This is a genomic window from Thermoactinomyces sp. CICC 10522 (assembly GCF_016055075.1).
In the GTDB taxonomy this organism is placed as follows: Bacteria; Bacillota; Bacilli; order Thermoactinomycetales; family Thermoactinomycetaceae; genus Thermoactinomyces_A; species Thermoactinomyces_A daqus.
In genome coordinates this window covers 1-18,131 of the sequence record NZ_JAECVY010000012.1, presented here as the reverse complement: position 1 = coordinate 18,131, position 18,131 = coordinate 1, and the positions used below count along the sequence as shown (strand labels likewise).

Annotated in this window: 16 protein-coding genes and 1 riboswitch; of the genes, 15 read left to right on the top strand and 1 reads right to left on the bottom strand. The window is 53.7% G+C overall.

Annotated elements, in window-relative coordinates:
- Positions 1-157 precede the first annotated feature (157 nt).
- A riboswitch (cobalamin riboswitch) is annotated at positions 158-352 on the top strand.
- A gap of 315 nt (positions 353-667) precedes the next feature.
- The 15 genes from cobJ (at position 668) to I8U18_RS13775 (ending at position 15,888) form a co-directional block, all read left to right on the top strand.
- Positions 668-2,311: a precorrin-3B C(17)-methyltransferase gene (gene cobJ / locus I8U18_RS13845; RefSeq protein WP_370589398.1), complete on the top strand. Its 1,644-nt coding sequence runs from the start codon at positions 668-670 to the stop codon at positions 2,309-2,311.
- 33 nt (positions 2,312-2,344) lie between these two features.
- The gene (locus I8U18_RS13840; protein ID WP_198064847.1) at positions 2,345-3,232 is read left to right on the top strand and encodes a sirohydrochlorin chelatase; all 888 of its coding nucleotides are present in this window, start codon (positions 2,345-2,347) and stop codon (positions 3,230-3,232) included.
- Between the two features lie 69 nt (positions 3,233-3,301).
- On the top strand, positions 3,302-4,069 hold the full coding sequence (gene cobK, locus I8U18_RS13835) for a precorrin-6A reductase (protein ID WP_198064846.1): 768 nt from the start codon (positions 3,302-3,304) through the stop codon (positions 4,067-4,069).
- 5 nt (positions 4,070-4,074) lie between these two features.
- Positions 4,075-4,752, top strand: a complete 678-nt coding sequence (locus tag I8U18_RS13830; protein ID WP_198064845.1) for a precorrin-8X methylmutase — start codon at positions 4,075-4,077, stop codon at positions 4,750-4,752.
- A 52-nt stretch (positions 4,753-4,804) separates the two neighbouring features.
- Positions 4,805-5,941 carry a cobalt-precorrin-5B (C(1))-methyltransferase gene (locus tag I8U18_RS13825; RefSeq protein WP_033101519.1) on the top strand — a complete coding sequence of 379 codons (1,137 nt, stop codon included), beginning with the start codon at positions 4,805-4,807 and terminating at the stop codon, positions 5,939-5,941.
- The gene (gene cbiE, locus I8U18_RS13820) at positions 5,904-7,148 is read left to right on the top strand and encodes a precorrin-6y C5,15-methyltransferase (decarboxylating) subunit CbiE (protein ID WP_198056345.1); all 1,245 of its coding nucleotides are present in this window, start codon (positions 5,904-5,906) and stop codon (positions 7,146-7,148) included. The genes I8U18_RS13825 and cbiE overlap by 38 nt, the downstream gene beginning before the upstream one ends.
- Positions 7,145-7,849 (top strand): precorrin-2 C(20)-methyltransferase, encoded by a 705-nt coding sequence (gene cobI, locus I8U18_RS13815; RefSeq protein ID WP_198056346.1) that lies wholly within the window; start codon positions 7,145-7,147, stop codon positions 7,847-7,849. Before cbiE ends, cobI begins: the two co-directional genes overlap by 4 nt.
- The gene (gene cobM, locus I8U18_RS13810) at positions 7,846-8,643 is read left to right on the top strand and encodes a precorrin-4 C(11)-methyltransferase (protein WP_033101522.1); all 798 of its coding nucleotides are present in this window, start codon (positions 7,846-7,848) and stop codon (positions 8,641-8,643) included. The genes cobI and cobM overlap by 4 nt, the downstream gene beginning before the upstream one ends.
- Positions 8,640-9,752 carry a cobalt-precorrin 5A hydrolase gene (locus tag I8U18_RS13805; protein WP_198056347.1) on the top strand — a complete coding sequence of 371 codons (1,113 nt, stop codon included), beginning with the start codon at positions 8,640-8,642 and terminating at the stop codon, positions 9,750-9,752. Before cobM ends, I8U18_RS13805 begins: the two co-directional genes overlap by 4 nt.
- A complete protein-coding gene (locus tag I8U18_RS13800; RefSeq protein WP_033101523.1) occupies positions 9,745-11,151 on the top strand; it encodes a cobyrinic acid a,c-diamide synthase CobB in 1,407 nt (468 codons plus the stop codon). The genes I8U18_RS13805 and I8U18_RS13800 overlap by 8 nt, the downstream gene beginning before the upstream one ends.
- The gene (cobO, locus tag I8U18_RS13795) at positions 11,148-11,726 is read left to right on the top strand and encodes a cob(I)yrinic acid a,c-diamide adenosyltransferase (protein WP_033101524.1); all 579 of its coding nucleotides are present in this window, start codon (positions 11,148-11,150) and stop codon (positions 11,724-11,726) included. The genes I8U18_RS13800 and cobO overlap by 4 nt, the downstream gene beginning before the upstream one ends.
- A 15-nt stretch (positions 11,727-11,741) precedes the next feature.
- Positions 11,742-13,247: a cobyric acid synthase gene (locus I8U18_RS13790; RefSeq protein WP_033101525.1), complete on the top strand. Its 1,506-nt coding sequence runs from the start codon at positions 11,742-11,744 to the stop codon at positions 13,245-13,247.
- Positions 13,248-13,306: 59 nt separating this feature from the next.
- Positions 13,307-14,092: a HoxN/HupN/NixA family nickel/cobalt transporter gene (locus I8U18_RS13785; protein WP_033101526.1), complete on the top strand. Its 786-nt coding sequence runs from the start codon at positions 13,307-13,309 to the stop codon at positions 14,090-14,092.
- A gap of 200 nt (positions 14,093-14,292) precedes the next feature.
- A complete protein-coding gene (locus I8U18_RS13780) occupies positions 14,293-15,153 on the top strand; it encodes an alpha/beta fold hydrolase (RefSeq protein WP_198064844.1) in 861 nt (286 codons plus the stop codon).
- Positions 15,154-15,393: 240 nt separating this feature from the next.
- Entirely contained in the window at positions 15,394-15,888 is a 495-nt protein-coding gene (locus tag I8U18_RS13775) for a DUF6843 domain-containing protein (protein WP_152568579.1), read from the top strand.
- Positions 15,889-16,159: 271 nt separating this feature from the next.
- On the opposite strand, the gene I8U18_RS13770 is transcribed toward I8U18_RS13775, so the two are convergent.
- The gene (locus I8U18_RS13770; protein ID WP_033101529.1) at positions 16,160-17,692 is read right to left on the bottom strand and encodes a Na+/H+ antiporter NhaC family protein; all 1,533 of its coding nucleotides are present in this window, start codon (positions 17,690-17,692) and stop codon (positions 16,160-16,162) included.
- Between the last annotated feature and the right edge of the window lie 439 nt (positions 17,693-18,131).

Below are 18,131 nucleotides of genomic sequence, written 5' to 3'. Positions count from 1 at the left end.
CAAAGGGCGCCACTCCCCTTTTGTGTTGGCTTCAGTTCCAAGGGGGATGGTTAAGCGGTGTTTGGACGGAATAATTTCTGATGATGGTATTTTCTTTAAAATGCTTGATATTTCGTATTCTTATAATATATAATTATTTTTAAAAATGTTGATAATTTCATATGAAGTGGGAAAAGGTGGAGTGTTAGACGACACTCCCGAAGAGGGAAGTCCGGTGAGAATCCGGCGCGGTCCCGCCACTGTGAATGGGGAGTCGGGTTCTGGTCACTGTTTAGACGATGGGAAGGCCAGAGCCAAAAATGATTGACGATGATCCATGAGCCAGGAGACCTGCCTTTTCTGACAGCACCGTTTGACCTACGCGGATAGGAAGGTGCTTATAGCGGTCCGGCGCTTGGTGTCCCTGTTTGTCCGGTTGGCAGGGACTCAATATCTGCTTGAGCAGCCGGGAAACGGTCTGCCTTGATTCTGCCGCCTATAAGCACTTTCCGTCCGTCGTGGTGGAAAGTGCTTTTTATATTGCCGATTCAGGGAGGTTGCATCCGGCTAAAGCTGTTCACTTTCTTGCATGAGTCCGGGTTTTGTTTGCTCGTCGCGACAGTTCTGTCAGGGGAAGAATCGTTACCGGGACATGAAAGTGAAGAGAAATGGCGAGGTGAATAGAGAAGTGAACAAAGGAAAACTGTTGATTGTCGGTTTTGGCCCCGGGCATTTCGACCATCTCACCGAGCGGGCGCGTGAAGCGATCCGGGAAAGTGAAGTCGTTGTCGGTTATAACACCTATGTGGATATCATACGCGATCTCCTGACTGATCAGGAGATTGTGCGTACCGGAATGACTGAAGAGGTGAGCCGGGCACAGGAAGCGGTGAGACAAGCGGAACAAGGGAGAAAGGTGGCCGTGATCTCCAGCGGGGATGCGGGGGTGTACGGAATGGCCGGGCTCGTTTACGAAGTGTTGATCGAAAAAGGGTGGCACCCCGATACCGGTGTCGAAGTGGAAGTGATTCCGGGGATTTCCGCGATCAATTCCTGCGCTTCTCTGCTCGGTTCACCGGTGATGCACGATGCCTGCATGATCAGTTTAAGCGACCATCTCACCCCTTGGGAGACGATCGCTAAACGGATTGAAGCGGCGGCTTCCGCAGATTTTGTCATTGCATTATACAATCCGAAGAGCGGGCGGCGAGTCCGGCAGATTGTCGAAACGCAGCGCATTTTATTGCAGTATCGTTCGCCAGGGACACCTGTCGGCCTGGTGAAAAGCGCATATCGCGAGCGGCAGCAGATTGTTTTGACCACACTGGGAGATATGTTGAACCATGAGATCGGGATGTTGACCACTGTGATAATTGGCAATTCGACCACCTTTGTTTATGAGGGTTTAATGATCACGCCGCGCGGTTACCAGCGCAAATACACGCTGAGCAAAGAGAGCCAGGACCTGAAGCCTCACCAGCGTTTGCAAGTGGAGGCAGAACCGTGGTCGCTCAATGCCTTTGGCGAATCATCAGGAAAGTTCGTCAGAGAGCAGAACATCGCGACAGCCGATAAGAGAAAGGCATCCGTTCGTCCGGCCAGTCTGGCGCATGAAGCGCTTTCCGTTTTGCAGGCAAAGGGACTGGTTGAGACCGGGATCACCACGATTCCGTTCACAAAACCTGTTTCGATCTTTGAAGTGGCGGTCTCTCCCGGAGTGGCCAACAAAATAATCACGCCGGAACAACTTGTCCTGCTGGCGGAAATTGCCGGCGACCAGGGTGAAATCAAGTATACTCCCCACCACCAGCTCATTTTGCGCGTTCCGACCGATGAGCCGGCGGCAGTGACTGCGCGGTTGACCGAAGCCGGGTTGCTGTTGAGCCCCATCGGGGATGTGGTGCAACTGAAAGCCTGTGATTTTTGCGATGGAGAAAAAGGGGAGTCGATTCCGCTGGCGGAGGAACTCAACCGGCGTCTGGGCGGGCTCAAGGTTCCCAAAGAACTGAAAATCGGGTTTAACGGCTGTGCGATGGCCTGTTATGGGGCCGTAACGGAAGAGATTGGCATCGTCTACCGCCGCGGGACTTATGACTTGTTTTTGGGTGGGAAAAAAATCGGACGCAACGCCCATCCGGCCCAGCGGGTCGCAGAAGGAATTTCGCCCGGGGAGCTGTTGGAGACGGTGGAACAGGTGGTACGGGAATATGCGGAACAGGGCCATCCCGATGAACGGTTTAACAAATTTTTCAAACGAGTGAAAGAAGTGGCCGGTTTTGCTTATTCCGACGAGAGAAAACCGGTTATTGAAGAGCTCGCCTGCGGGGATTAAACGGCAGGCAAAAAAGAAACGGGAGGAATCTGTTTGAACGCGATCCTGTTTGTCGGCCATGGGAGCCGGGACCCGGAAGGGAACAAAGAGTTGCTGCGTTTTACCGAAAAGCTTTCGCGCGTTGTTGACGCACCGGTGAAAGAAACGTGTTTTTTGGAACTGGCATCGCCCGATATTCCGCAAGGCATTCAGCGGTGTGTGGAACAGGGGGCGAACCGGATTACGCTGATTCCCGTGATGTTGTTTGCTGCCGGACATGCCAAAATTCACATCCCTTTGGCGATTCAGGAAGCGCAGGAACAATATCCGGGCGTCCAATTCCGTTACGGCCGTCCGATTGAAGTGGATGAAGCCGTACTGGATCTGTTGGAACAGCGGGTGGCAGACATTAATCCGGGAGTGCGGGAGGAAACGGCGATTCTGCTCGTCGGCCGCGGTTCCAGCGATTTGTACGCCAACAGTGATCTATACAAGATTGCCCGCATGTTTTGGGAGAAAAATCGCTACAGATGGGTGGAAGTTTCTTTTATCGGGGTGACGGAGCCGCTTTTCGCCGAGGGATTGGAACGCTGCATCCGGCTGGGAGCCAAAAGGATTGTTACTTTGCCCTATTTTTTGTTTACCGGTGTGCTGATCAAGCGGATGCGAGCAATCTTGAATGAATATGAGTGGCGCCATCCTGAAATTGAGTTTCATATGGGCGCCTATCTCGGATTTGATGAAGGACTGATTCCGATTGTCCAAAAAAGAGTGAGCGAAGTGAGGCAGGGGGAAGGGGTAGCATGGAAAGCCCTGGCCGAAAAGGCAATCGCCGACGGGCATGACCATCACCATCACCACCATCATCATGATTGCGGGCATCATGATCACACCGCCGCTCACGGGGCATCTCATCAGGCTGTCCGCAGCAAACGTTCATGAATTTCCCGGGATTGTCCGGGCCCGCGATCATGATCACACAGCAAAGAAGCATGGAAAGGAGTTCTCCAGATGGTTCTGTTTTTGGCCGGTACCAGTGATGCGAGGGACCTGGCTGTCCGGTTGAACCGCGCGCGGATTTCTCTGTTGGCCACCGTCGTCACGGAGAGTGCTGCCAAGAGTTTGCGGGAAGAGGGGATTCCCGTCAGGGTGGGAAGGCTCACCGCGGAGGAGATGGCCGGCCTGATCCGCGTGCAGGGGTGCAACCGGGTGGTGGATGCCAGTCACCCTTTTGCCGAAGAAGCGTCCAAAAATGCGATGGAGGCGGCGCGAATTTGCGGCATCCCTTATATTCGCTTTGAGCGGCCCGCCTGGATATACGGGAATCATCCGGGTATCTGCATCGTTTCTTCCTATGAAGAAGCTGCTGAAGAGGCGGCACGGCGTAAAGGGGTGATTATGCTGACCACGGGAAGCAAGACATTGGCCACTTTTACCAAACGGCTTTTGCCGGATCCGGAAATTCGCCTGGTCGCACGCATGTTGCCCCGCAAGGACAACATGGAAAAATGTGCGGAGCTGGGCATTGAGCAAAAAAATATCATTGCCATGCAAGGTCCGTTTGGCAAAGAGCTGAATATCGCCCTGTACCGACACTACGGGGTGACGACCGTGATCACCAAAGAAAGCGGCAAAGCGGGTTCTGTGGATGAAAAGGTGGAAGCGGCCCTGGACGTGGGAATTGGCGTGATTCTGATTGCAAGGCCGCAACTGGATTACGGCACCTCTTTTTCCAGCGCAGAAGAGGTGGTCGCTGCACTGAGCAAAGGAGGAGAGTGAACAATATGTCCCATCAATCTTTTAAACCGGTGACAATCCGGCCGCGGGAAATCGAGAATCTCAGTTTTGAAATGATCAAGGACGAACTGGGTGATCACCCGTTCACAGCAGAGCAATTTCCCATCGTACAGCGGGTGATTCATGCTTCCGCCGATTTTGACCTGGGACGCAGCCTGATTTTTCATCCGCAGGCGGTGGAGGCGGGAATCCGGGCGATTCAAAGCGGAAATACCATTGTCGCGGATGTGCAGATGGTTCAGGTGGGCATCAGTAAACCGAGAATCGCCAAATTTGGCGGCGATGTGCGCGTCTACATCTCGGATCCCGACGTGGTGGAAGAAGCCAAACGGCTGGGAACGACCCGGGCCATCATCTCCATGCGCAAAGCGGTGAAAGAGGCGGAAGGAGGCATTTTTGCCATCGGCAATGCACCGACGGCCCTGCTGGAATTAATCCGCCTCGTGAGGGAAGGAGTGGCCAAACCGGGATTGATCGTCGGCGTTCCGGTCGGGTTTGTCTCCGCTGCGGAATCCAAGGAAGAACTGAGCAAATGCGAAGTCCCTTTTATCACCAACCGTGGCCGGAAAGGCGGCAGCCCGACAGCGGTGGCTATCGTGAATGCCCTTTCCCTCTTGGCGGAAAAAGCGGGGCAAAACGGATCATCAACTTTTAGGACTCCGTGATCCCGGCATGCGATACAGTTTCACAGATGTTCATCAGTTAAGGAGTTTCGCAATGAAAAAGCAGGCGGAAGAGCAAGAACGAAAAGAATTGCGACATGGCTATACGACGGGAGCTTGCGCTGCTGCCGCCACAAAAGCGGCCCTGCTTTCCCTGATCACCGGACAGGCCGTCCATGAGGTGGAGATTGTGCTTCCGGTCGGCCAAATGGCGTCTTTTTCGGTCGATCAGGCGCAACTGCGGGAAGGGGAGGCAGAATGCAGCGTGATTAAGGATGCTGGTGATGATCCTGATGCCACGCATGGAGCACGTATTGTTTCCACCGTGACTTGGAGTGAAGAACCGGGAATCCGGCTCGATGGCGGACCGGGAGTGGGCCGGGTGACCAAACCGGGGCTGCCCGTGCCCGTGGGCGAAGCGGCCATCAATCCGGTTCCGCGGAAAATGATTCGTGAAACAGTGAGAGAAGTGCTTTCATCCTTTGCCATCAAGCGCGGTGTTCAGGTAAAGATCTCCGTGCCGGATGGAGAAGAGATTGCCAAAAAGACGCTGAACGAAAGGCTGGGGATTGTGGGTGGCATTTCGATCCTGGGGACGCGGGGCATCGTGGTTCCGTTCTCCACTGCAGCTTATCGGGCCAGCGTCGCCCAGGCAATCCAGGTGGCCAGAGCGAACGGTTGCCGGCATTTGGTGCTGACGACCGGGGGCAGCAGTGAAAAGGCGGCGATGAAAATGTACCCGGAGCTTCGCGAGGAGGCTTTTATCCAGATGGGGGACTTTGTCGGGTTTGCCTTGAAACACGCAAAGCGGGCCGGCGTCTCGAAAGTGACGCTGGTGGGGATGATGGGCAAGTTCTCCAAAGTGGCGCAAGGCGTGATGATGGTTCATTCCAAGAGCGCGCCCGTCGACTTCGACTTTTTGGCCCGCATCGCGGAAAAAGCCGGCGCTCCCCCCGCTTTGGCTGCGCAAGTCCGGGAGGCGAACAATGCCACCCATGCCGGGCAGCTGATGGAAGAGGCAGGGCATGACCGCTTTTTTACGCTGCTTTGCGAACAGATATGCCGGCAGTGTCTTTTGCAGGTTGAAGGCGGCATCCGGATTGAAACCATTTTAGTCAAGATGAAAGGTGCAGAGTTAGGGAGGGCGGAAATGAGTGGCGAAAAAGATGAAGGTGATTGGCATCGGCGATGACGGGCAAAACGGATTGTCTTCCCGCGTCAAGAAGTGGATTGAACAGGCGGACGTGTTGGCGGGCGGAGAACGGCAGCTCTCCTTTTTTCCGGATCATCCGGGCAGGCGGATCCTGATCAAAGGGGGGCTCGGCCCGGTTTTGGAGCAGTTGGAACGTGAAAGCCGTCAGCACGATGTCGTCGTCCTGGCTTCGGGAGATCCTCTTTTTTACGGGATTGCCAGCTTGATCGTGCGCAAGCTGGGACTGGAACGGGTGGTGATTCATCCCCATCCCAGTTCGCTTCAGCTGGCCTTTGCCCGCATGGGGGAAAGCTGGCAGCAAGTCCGGATCGAAAGTGTGCATGGGCGGCCGATGAAGGGACTGGCCCAGCGGATTGACGGGCAGGAAAAGGTGGCTCTGCTTACGGATGAAGTCCATTCTCCGGGGGAGATCGCCCGTTATCTGTTGCAGTTCGGAATGACCGAGTACCGGGCGTTTGTGGCCGAGAATCTGGGTGGCCCGGAAGAAAGATGCGGCTGGTGGGAATTGGACGAACTGGTGGATGCCGAGTTCTCTCCGCTCAACATTGTCGTTCTCAAGCGAAAAAAAGAGGTGCCAGTTCCGCGATGGAGTTTGGGGATCGAGGATGGGGAGTTTTTTCAGCGGAAGCCGGAAAAAGGATTGATCACCAAAAAAGAAGTGCGCGTGCTCAGCCTGGCAGAATTACGCTTGCAGAAGGACAGCACGGTTTGGGATATCGGTGCGGGGTCCGGCTCGGTTTCCGTGGAAGCGGCCAAACTGGCCCCGTTTGGAGAAGTGTTTGCCATTGAAAAAAATGAAGCGGATCTTGCCAACATTGAAGCCAACCGCAGGAAATTCCGTGCCGATTTCACCGTGATTCATGCCAAAGCCCCGGAAGGTCTGGACTCATTGCCTGACCCGGATGCGGTATTTATTGGCGGAAGCGGTGGTGAGCTGTGCGAGCTGCTCCGGGTTTGCTGTTTGCGCCTCAAGTCCGGCGGCCGAATTGTCGTCAACGCCGCCACGGTGGAAACATTGGCACAAACACGGGAAACGCTGGCAGCGCAAGGATTTTCCGTGAGAATCACTTTGCTGCAAACAGCCAGGAGCAGGCCAATCCTGCAGATGACCCGCTTTGAAGGGATGAATCCGATCAATGTCATTGTCGGCGAAAGAGATCACACCACAGGGGAGGGACGGGCATGATCGGACAACTGATCGGAATCGGCATGGGGCCGGGCGATCCGGAATTGATCACGGTAAAAGCTTATCGCGTGTTAAAAGAATCCCCGGTCATTGCTTATCCAAAGAAGCGGATGGGCGAAAAAAGCTATGCGTTGTCCATTGCCGAGAAGTATATCAATCCGCTGGAAAAGGAGATGCTCGGGCTTGTTTTCCCCATGACGAGGGACCGGGAACAGTTGGAACGGGAATGGGAGCGAACTGTCGAAGCAGTCTGGCAAAGGCTGTCGCAAGGAAAAAACGTGGCATTTGTCACCGAAGGAGATCCGCTGCTGTACAGCACGTTTATTCATATGAGCCGGCGGATGCAGGAATTGCACCCACAGGTGGCGATTTCTTCCGTTCCGGGCATTTCATCGATCAACGGTGCTGCTTCCCGTTTAAATTTGCCTCTGGCGGACGGCGATGAGCAAATCGCCATCGTTCCGGCAACGGAAGACCGGCAGGCGATGAGAAAAGCGCTCACCGAACATGATGCGGTTGTCTTTCTCAAAGTGGCAAAAGTGCTGGATCTGATTATTGACCTTTTGGAAGAATTAAATCTCTCAGACAAGGCGATGGTCGTTTCCAAGGTGACTTCCGATCAGGAAATGGTCTGGAAGAACGTGGCCGAACTGAAAGGGCAGAAGCCGGGATATCTGACACTGATGGTGGTGAGAAAATGAAGCGATTGGAAGCAAAAGTCTACATCGTGGGAGCAGGTCCCGGAGATCCGGATCTGATCACGGTCAAGGGGCAGCAGGTTCTGCAAAATGCCGACGTGATCCTGTACACCGATTCACTCGTCAGTGAGGAGCTGATTGCCCGGGCCCGCCCGGATGCTTTGGTGTTGAAAAGTTCAGGGATGGATTTGCAGCAAATTGTCGGACTCATGGTTGCCCATGTCCGCGGAGGAAAAAGCGTCGCCCGCGTCCATACCGGTGACCCGGCCGTTTATGGAGCCATTTTTGAACAGATGGCCATGTTAAAAAAAGAAAAGATTCCTGTTGAAATCATCCCGGGCGTCAGTTCCGTGTTTGCCGCTGCCGCCGTCTTGGGAGCGGAACTGACGATTCCCAAACTGACGCAGACGCTCATTCTCACCCGCGCCGAAGGCAGAACACCGGTGCCGGAAAAGGAAAAACTGCGGGAATTGGCAGCCCATCAGACTACGATTGCCTTGTTTTTAAGTGCCACGTTGACCAAAAAGGTGGTAAACGAGCTGCTGGAAGCGGGATGGTCCGAGGATACGCCTGTCGCTGTGGTGCAAAAAGCGACCTGGCCCGAGCAGAAAATCGTCCGTTCCACCCTGAAGCATCTGGATGAAGAGATGCGTAAAGCCGGCATTCGCAGCCACGCCATGATTCTGGCCGGATGGGCGCTCGACCCCGATCTCTATGAACAAAGCGAAGCATACCGTTCCAAGCTGTATGATCCTTCCTTTACTCACGGCTATCGCAAAGGAGGGAATGCTTCATGAACCGGATGTATGCAGTGGTTGCCATAACCAAGCACGGTGTCGAAATAGCCCGCCGCCTTGTCCGCCAGCTTCCGGGTTCCGATCTGTACTATATGGACAAATTTGCCCGCGGGGATGAGGAAGCGCTGGGTATTACCCTCTTTACCGGGTCGGTGCGGTTGATCCTTCCTGATTTGTTCCGGCGGTACAACGGCTTGATCATCCTGATATCTCTCGGCGCGGTGGTGCGCATGATCGCTCCCTTGCTCAAAGACAAGAAAACCGACCCGGCCGTGGTGGTGGTCGATGACCGTGGGGAGCATGTGATCAGCGTGCTGTCCGGCCATCTCGGCGGGGCCAATCAACTGACCCGGCGTGTGGCTTCCATTCTGGACGCGCGGCCGGTGATCACGACCGCTTCCGATGTGCAGCAAACAATCCCCGTCGACTTGTTCGGCAGTCAATTTGGCTGGGAAATCGAAAGTTTTGAACGGGCGACACCCGTAAGTGCGGCGGTGGTAAACGAGGAGAGGGTGATTGTCATTCAGGAGTCGGGCGAACCGGACTGGTGGGCCTATGACAAACCCCTGCCCGGCCATATTCAGGTGGTGGCTTCTGCCTGCGAGGCGGAGGAACAGGAATTTGATGCCGCCCTCGTGGTAACGCATCGTTTGTTGAGCCCGGATGAAGAGAAACGCTTTCTGCAAAACGGGGTTCTTTACCGTCCGAAAGTGCTGGTGCTCGGAATTGGCTGCAATCGGGGCACCACGCTGGAGGAGATCGAACAGACCGTGACGGAGACGCTTGCTGAACTGAAACTCTCCATTAAAAGTGTCCGTAATATTGCCACCATCGACTTGAAAAAGGACGAGCCCGGCCTCCTCGCTTTGTGCCGAAAATACGGCTGGCGGATGGATGTATATTCTCCTGAAGAACTGAACACCGTTTCGCTGCCCAATCCTTCGGAAACGGTATATCGCTATACGGGGGCTTATGGCGTGAGCGAACCGGCAGCCCTGTTGTCTTCGGGGGCGGAAGATTGGCTCTTGCCCAAGAAAAAATCAGGAAATGTGACCCTGTCCGTTGCCCTTGTCCCACATCCCCGCGCAGGGAGGGAGAACAATGAGTGAAGCGAGACCGAGGATCGTGATTGCCGGAACCGGCAGCGGCGTGGGCAAGACGACCATTACGCTCGGCTTGATGGCCGCATTCAAAAAACGCGGGCTGCAAGTGCAAGGGTTTAAAGCAGGCCCCGATTACATCGACCCCAGCTATCACACTGCCGTTACCGGCCGTCCTTCCCGCAATCTGGATACCTGGATGATGGAGCCGGAGGGCATGCGGGAAATTTTTTTCCGCGGGAGCCGGGGGGCTGACATCTCCATCATTGAAGGAGTCATGGGGTTATATGATGGAAAAGATCCGCGCAGTGACAGGGGGAGTACGGCTGAAATCGCCATGATGCTGCAAAGCCCGGTCATACTCATCGTAAACGTTCACAGCATGGCGCGCAGTGCGGCGGCCGTGGTGAAAGGGTATCAGCTTCTGAATCCGGCCGTGCCGATTGCCGGAGTGATTGTCAACAGGGCAGGCAGCGAAGGACATTTTCGCCTGGTTCAGGCGGCGATTGAACAAGAATGCGGGATTCCTGTGGTCGGCTGGCTCTCCCGCGATCCGTCGATCGACATTCCGGAACGTCATCTCGGTTTAATTCCGGCGATTGAGCGGGGAGAAATCGCCCCGCTGTTTGCCCGCTTGGCGGAGCTCGTGGAAAAAGGGATTGATTTGGATCGGCTGGAATCGCTGGCCAGTGCAGCCCCGCAGCTGGAAACGCCGGAAAAGCGAATTTTTGCGCCCGCGTCATCTGGGGAAGAAGAACCTGTCACCATCGCGGTGGCCAAGGATGCGGCTTTTAATTTTTACTACCCGGAAAATCTGGAACTGCTGACGCATCATGGCGCTTGCCTGCGTTTTTTCAGCCCTCTTCGCGGAGAAATCGTGCCGGAGGAAGTGGACGGTCTGTATATCGGGGGAGGCTTTCCCGAAGAGTTTGTCCGGGAATTATCGGGCAACGGCAAAGTGAAGGATTCCTTTCGTAGGAAAATCGCCGCAGGCCTGCCGACGTTTGCCGAATGCGGCGGGTATATGTACCTGACTGAGGCTATCATCGACTGGGAAGGAAACGCTCATCCGATGGTCGGGGTGATTCCGGCTGCCGTCCGGATGAAAGACCGGCTGGCGGCGCTCGGCTACCGGGAAGTGGAGGCGTTAAGCGACAATCTGTTGCTGAAGCGGGGCGAAAAAGCGCGTGGCCATGAATTTCATTATTCTGAGCTGACGGCACAGTCGGACCATTACCCGCCGGCTTACCAAACGAGCGGGCGCAGGGGAAAACACCGGGAAGGGTATGTGCGGGAAAATCTGCTGGCCGGCTATACCCATCTTCATTTTGCATCCCATCCGGAGATGGTGCCGCGCTTCATTTCCGCATGCCAACAATACCGACTGAGCAGGAGGGCTGACACATGAGCAACCTGGACAAAAGGGAGACAGCCGGAAAACAGGACAGTGGACGGCGCGGGCTCACACTGGTTTACACAGGTGAAGGCAAAGGAAAGACGACGGCGGCTCTCGGGCTGGCGTTAAGGGCAGCCGGCCGGGGGATGAAAGTGCTGATTCTGCAATTTATCAAATCACCGGAACGGACGTATGGCGAGAAAATCGCGCTGGAGCGTCTGGGAGTGGAGATCTGCCAGCTGGGGATCGGTTTCACCTGGACCAAAACCCCGGAAGAACACCGGGAGGCGCTGGCCCGTGCATGGAAGATCAGCAAAGAAAGGGTAATGAGCGGAGATTACGATCTGGTCATACTCGATGAGATTAACAACGCGCTTGCCATCAAATCCTTTCCCATCGACGATGTTTTGCCGATGGCGGAAGTGCTCAACCTGATTCAAAACCGCCCTCCGCACCTGCATCTCGTTTTAACCGGGCGAAATGCGCATGAAAAGGTGATGGAAGCCGCTGATCTCGTCTCCAGAGTGGAGGCGGTCAAACATTATTATCATGAAGGAATCCCGGCGGTGCGCGGAATCGAATTTTGAAAAGGAAGCGGAACCATGAAGGCGATCATGTTGCAAGGAACAGCTTCAGATGTAGGGAAAAGTGTGTTATGCACGGCTTTTTGCCGCTATTTTCATGAAGAAGGTTTCCGGGTTGCCCCGTTTAAATCGCAAAATATGGCCCTTAACTCCTATGTGACGTCGGACGGGGGAGAAATCGGGCGGGCTCAGGGCGTTCAGGCGGAAGCGTGCGGCATTGAAGCAAATGTCGATATGAACCCGATTCTCCTGAAACCGAAAGGGGATCTGGTCTCGGAAGTGATTGTGCACGGCCGCCATTTTGCCGATGTCGCCGCCGGCTCGTATCGCGGACCGCTGCTCGGCCAACTCCTCACCGCGGCTTCGGAGTCCCTGAAACGGTTATCGCGAAAATATGAAGTGCTTGTGATCGAAGGGGCAGGCAGCCCGGCGGAGATTAATCTGAAAGACCGCGATATTGCCAATATGAGAATTGCGCAAATGGCGGATGCCCCCGTTCTGCTGGTGGCGGACATCGACCGCGGCGGAGTGTTCGCCTCGATCGTGGGAACGCTGGAACTGCTCGAACCGGAGGAACGGGCGCGGGTAAAAGGATTGATTATCAACAAATTCCGGGGCAGCAAAGCATTGCTTGAGCCGGGAATCAAATGGCTGGAAAACCGGACGGGAATTCCGGTGCTGGGCATTCTCCCCTATGTCGAAATCGATGTTGATCCCGAAGATTCGATGTCGCTGGGGGCATTGGCCTTAAAAGGAAACAAACAGGGAGCAGACCTGGACGTGGCGGTCATCCGGCTCCCGCGCATTTCCAACTTCACTGATTTTCTTCCGTTGATGGATCAGGACGATCTCGCCGTTCGTTATGTAAAATCGGTCGACGAGCTGGGAAATCCCGATGTCATCATCCTGCCCGGCACAAAGAACACGATGGAAGATCTCGCCTGGCTGAAAGTGACGGGATTGGCCGGGGAAATCCTCCGATTAAAAGAGCGGGGCAGTTCAGTGGTCGGCATTTGCGGCGGATATCAAATGCTCGGACGAAAGTTGACTGATCCCGAAGGAGTCGAATCAAGCCAAACTGAACAGGATGGTTTGGGACTGCTCGCGATGGAGACCCGCTTCGTTCCCGGCAAGCAAACGGTAAGAGCTGTCGGGAGGCCCCTTGCCTCCTGGGGTGGTTCGGAGCTTGTCGAAGGGTATGAAATTCATTTGGGCCGAACCATATTGGCTGCCGGCACCTCTCCTCTTTTCAGGCTGGCGGACGGACGCCTGGACGGTGCTGTATCCGGGGAGGGGGAGGTATGGGGAAGCTATCTGCACGGCCTGTTTGATAATCCTTCCTTTCTCCGTCATTGGATCAATCATCTCCGCTTGAAAAAAGGTTTGCCCAAAAAAGAAGAAAGCGGGAGAAACAGGCGGGAGATCCGGGAAGCGGTTTATGCCTCTCTTGCTGGGTGGATTCGTGAACACATAGACATGCAAAAAGTGAAGGAAATCATGAAGCTGGAATCCGCGGATTCGTAATGTCGATGTACCCGATCTTATGCAATTCAAATACACGACATGAAGAAGGGAATGGTGGTATGGAGGTTTTTTCGCTGATTCTGTTCGTGTTCGTGCTGGGGTTGCGTCATGGTTTGGATGCTGACCATTTGGCCTGCATTGATGGGTTGGTCCGGTATAATTGGCGCAAAAAGAGCAAGGTGACACGCTGGGTGGGCACGCTGTTTTCATTTGGACACGGAACGGTGGTGGCGAGTGTTGCTGTCGTCCTTTCTGCATTCAGCCGAAATTTCAAGTTCCCGGACTATTTTGATACCCTGGTGACATGGGTGTCCGTTCTTTCACTGCTGCTGATCGGGACGTTGAATATCCGGAACCTTCTCATCCGCACGGAAGAAGAATACAAGTTGGGAGGAATCAGGGGGAGATTCATTCCTCGCTTCGCCCGGGAAACCTCCAATCCCATTCATATTGTCATTATTGGAGCCATCTTTGCCCTTGCTGCGGATACGGTCAGCCAGACCTCTGTCTGGGCGATCGCTGCCAGCCACGCAAGCCGGTGGATGCCGGCAATGTTGGGGCTTACCTTTATGGCAGGGATGATGCTCACCGATACCATTGATTCATTTATCACCTGCCGCATGCTGGAGCAGTCGGGGAAACTGGGAAAAGCGGCATCGCGAATCATGGGATGGATCATTGTGGTGCTGGCGTACGGTGTGGCTTGTTACGAAGCGATTATCTTTTTTGTTCCTTCGTTTGAAGTGGATTTTGAAATCATCGGGGCGATGATGTTTGCTTTGATTGTTTTGTGTTATGTGATAGTGCGTTTTGGAACGAAAGCAAAACCCGGGATCGGCGGATGATGCCCGGTCCGGTGAATGCGTCGAAAGAAAACCCTGCCGCATTGCAAAAGGAGCAGGGTTTTTTCCGTCGGCCGGCCTGTGGCTCCAGATGAATGGTATACTTGTGATGAAGGCAAAAACAAGACTCGATTTTTCGGAATTTTCGTGTTGATGTGCTGGATTGTTGACCATGACAACAGGAGAAAACAGGAGGGGTTATGATGAGGGCCGGAATGTCCCGATACCTGGAAGTCGACGGTGTGCAACTTCACATTTATGAGTGGGGTGATGCGGCAAAGCCGGCGGTGTTGTGCTGGCACGGACTGACCAGAAACGGCAGGGATTTTGATACCCTGGCCGCCCGACTGGCAAAATCCTTTCATGTGATTTGCCCCGACATGATCGGACGCGGACGGAGCGAATGGAGTGCGGATCCTGCCAAGGATTACTGTTTTGGGCGTTATGAGCGTTTGGTTGCCGCTTTGGTCGATGCTTTGGGAATTGAGGAAATGCGGTGGGTTGGCACTTCCATGGGCGGGGCGATCGGAATCCGCTTGGCCGGTTCGATCCTGCGAAACCGGATTACGCACCTTGTGCTGAATGATATTGGTGCCGGCCCGGCGGAGAAACAGCCGAACGGCGAACTTGCGGAAGGGGTTCAACGCATTCTTGCCTATACGGCCAATCCGCCCGAGTTCCGAACAATAACGGAGCTTATGGATTATTATCGTTCCACTTACCGAGACTTTGGCATCAACAGTGAGGAGGAATGGCTTCATTTTACGGAAACTTCGGCCCGCCGCAAAGACAATGGCAAATTCACTCCGGATTATGATCCGCAGATTGTTCACCAGTTTGCCCATCCGGAAGACTTGTTGCTGTGGGAGCAATGGAACGCGGTAAAAGCGAAAGTTCTGTTGATCAGAGGGGAACGGTCGGATATTTTGCCGGTTGAGACAGCTGAGGCAATGCGCAAGAGCGGACCCGGCTGTCAATTGGTTACCATTCCCGGACTGGGTCACGCCCCAGCGCTGAATACAGAAGAACAGCTGACTTGCATTGAGCGTTTTTTAAATAGTTGAAGGAACAAGTTCCCGCTGTTATCCGGTCCGTCAGAAAGTCTTTGGCTACAGCTGTTCTGACGGAGTCCGGACATTCTTTTTCCGTCCGGTCAGGCCGATTGTCGGCTCTGTTCGATTTGCGGGTTTTGCCCGGGGCCGGTGAAGCGGGTTGGATCCCGGAAAAATTCCATGGTGAAAGCGGCATCCGACTCAGCGCATCAAGAATGGTATCCTCTTTTTGGGATGAATGGGGGAATAACCGTGCGGACATGGAAGTATCCTGCCGGATTGCTGTTGTTATTAGTCATGGCTCTTTTGCTTTACGTTGCATGGTCTTTTTTTTCAATTCCAACCTATGTTTTTCTCGTACCGAAGAACTATCACGGTTGGGTTCAAGTATATATGGACATTCCCGACGCCAAAGAACCCCCGAAAGAATTTTGGAACAAATATATGATCAACGTTCCTCCAAACGGAATGGTTTACACACCGTTGCCGGATCAACCGGCACACTTGGAAACCTATTTTGTTGATCAGCATGGGCACCGAACCGAACTTTTGCTGAAAGAAGATCCCCGGGCCAAAGATCCAAATGCCTTATATGTTCAAGATTTTTTCACTCAGGGATTAGATCATCTTCCTGCTTGCGATGTACTGTTTATCGGAACATCCCAGGAATACGAAAAGGTATTGCGGGAAAATCGCTATCCGGATTACTCGGAAGAAATCAAAAAGAAATTTCATTATCCCTATTAATTAATGAAGATGGGATTCAATTTGTTGTGCGACTGTTGTGCAAATGGACTCTTTTGAAGCCTTTCCGGGCAAGATCGGCAAATATTACCCGGTTGTCTGTCCACTCTTGGGCCCAGGTCTGTTGTCTTGGATACGGAAGTGTCGGAATACCGCCGTGAGAGAAGATGCCATTCACCCCGGTCTAATAGATCTTTTCAATCTTTTTCGTTGCCACGGAAAATGACCCCCTTATTGTGACCGGGGTCATTTGATTCCTGCTTTTTTCGTGCCTTTACCTGCTCATCACCCAGCCGATCACCGCATACAAAATGGCGCTGGCGATTCCGACGATCAGGGAGGCAATCAGTTTTTGATGCGCATATTTCATCAAGGGCAGCTTCATGACCGTGGCCATGGCGACGGTATTGTCACTCAGGGGAGAGGCAAATCCGCCGAAGCTGCCGCTGGCAAAAACGGCCCCGGTGATGAGCGGGATCGGGGTATGGGTGCCGGCAGCAAGCGAAAAACCCAGAGGCATCAGGATTGCCCACGCTCCAAAGCTGGATCCGACGATATAGGAGATGACACAGCCCACCAGAAACAGGACAGGAGCCAACCACAGGGACGGAACCAGGTGTTCGATCAGGTTTTTCGTATAGGTGATAAAACCCAGATCCGTCGAGACAGCTGTCAAGGCCCAGACGAGAGCGAGCAACACGTTTACGCCCATCATCTCATTGCCCCCTTGCAAAAATCCGAAGAGGAGTCGCTGGATCGGCTGCCGGTGAATCCCGTACCAGATAAAGGAGAGAATCAGCGTGATGAAGACAGCTTCCAGCATCGCTTTGCCCGCATCGGCTTTAGTGAGTGCCTCCCAGAAAGAGGGGGTTTTCGTATAACCGTCCCACCAGGTGAGAAAAAAGGTGAATCCCAACAGCAGACAGAGGGGGACGATCAGATGAATTGCCTTGGGCGCGGCTGATTCTGAAACGATTTCCACCGGATCGGGAAAGTCGCTGTCAGGTTCGTGTTCACTGCTGGCGCCGGTATTTTTTTTCCCGGCCAACGCTTTGTCCTGCTTGCACAAATCTTTAAAATAACCGACCTGGGGCGAGGTGCGGAAAGGAGTGCGAATGCCGGGAGGGCAATCATTGGGATCAACAGCTCCTTTTTCCTCGGATTTTCCTTTGAAAAAAGTGAGATAAAGGGTATAGACCAGCATCAGGATAGAGAAGAAGTTGAAAGGAATGCTTTGCAGCAAAACCTGATAAGGGGTGAGGCTGAACCCCTGATGATGGGCCGAATCGGCGATCAGCCCGACCATGTACCCGACGAACGCCGTTCCGATCGGAATCAGGGCGATTAAGGGAGTTGAGGTGGCATCGATGATGAAGGCCACTTTGGAACCGGAGATTTTCAATCGTTGAAATACTTCTTTCATCACGGGGCCGACGGTGATGATGCGAAAGTCGGGAGCCATAAAGGTGGCCAGTGAGGAGAGCCAGGTCAGCCCGAAAGCGCTGCGGGCCGATTTGATACGGCGATTCATCCACTGCGCGAACCCTGATACTCCCCCCGTAACGCGAACCAGTCCGATAAAGGCGCCAAAGCCGTACATAAAGAGAAGGAGGCGAAGATTGCCGGGCGAAGTGACTTCCTTGACCAGATAGTGGATTGCCACTTCAATACCCCCGAGCCAGGTGAATTTTTTCATGTAGGCTCCGACGAGCAGGCCCGCCATCAGGCCGATCAGTACCTGGCGTGTCCACATCGCCAGCGGGATTACAATCAGAAAAGGCAAAAGAGACCAGAAAGATGCGTGCATCAGGTCCACTCCCTGTGTGGAATATTTCGATCATAGGATGCACCAAGAAAAGGAAAATCATTCCGAGACAAGATCTTATTCATCTATACTTGGTATGCGGACAGCAGGAAGGCGGATCAGAGTGATGGAGGAATGGCTGTTATTTTGCTTTATCGGGAAGAAAATCCATCAGCAGCTTTTGGAAATATTTTCATTTGACGCAGCGCTCTCCGGGTGATATAGTAGTTTACGTCGCTTTTGCGAAGAGGAAATTATCAATCTCGTTTCTAAAAAACTATTGACATATGATGCGAGATGTGATAGCATTAAATTCCGTCGCGATAAGCGATTGATAAAAAACGTGTTCCTTGAAAACTAAAGAGTGAAGCATGACCTGTTGATTCTTTTTGAGCTAGATCTTTATCGGAGAGTTTGATCCTGGCTCAGGATGAACGCTGGC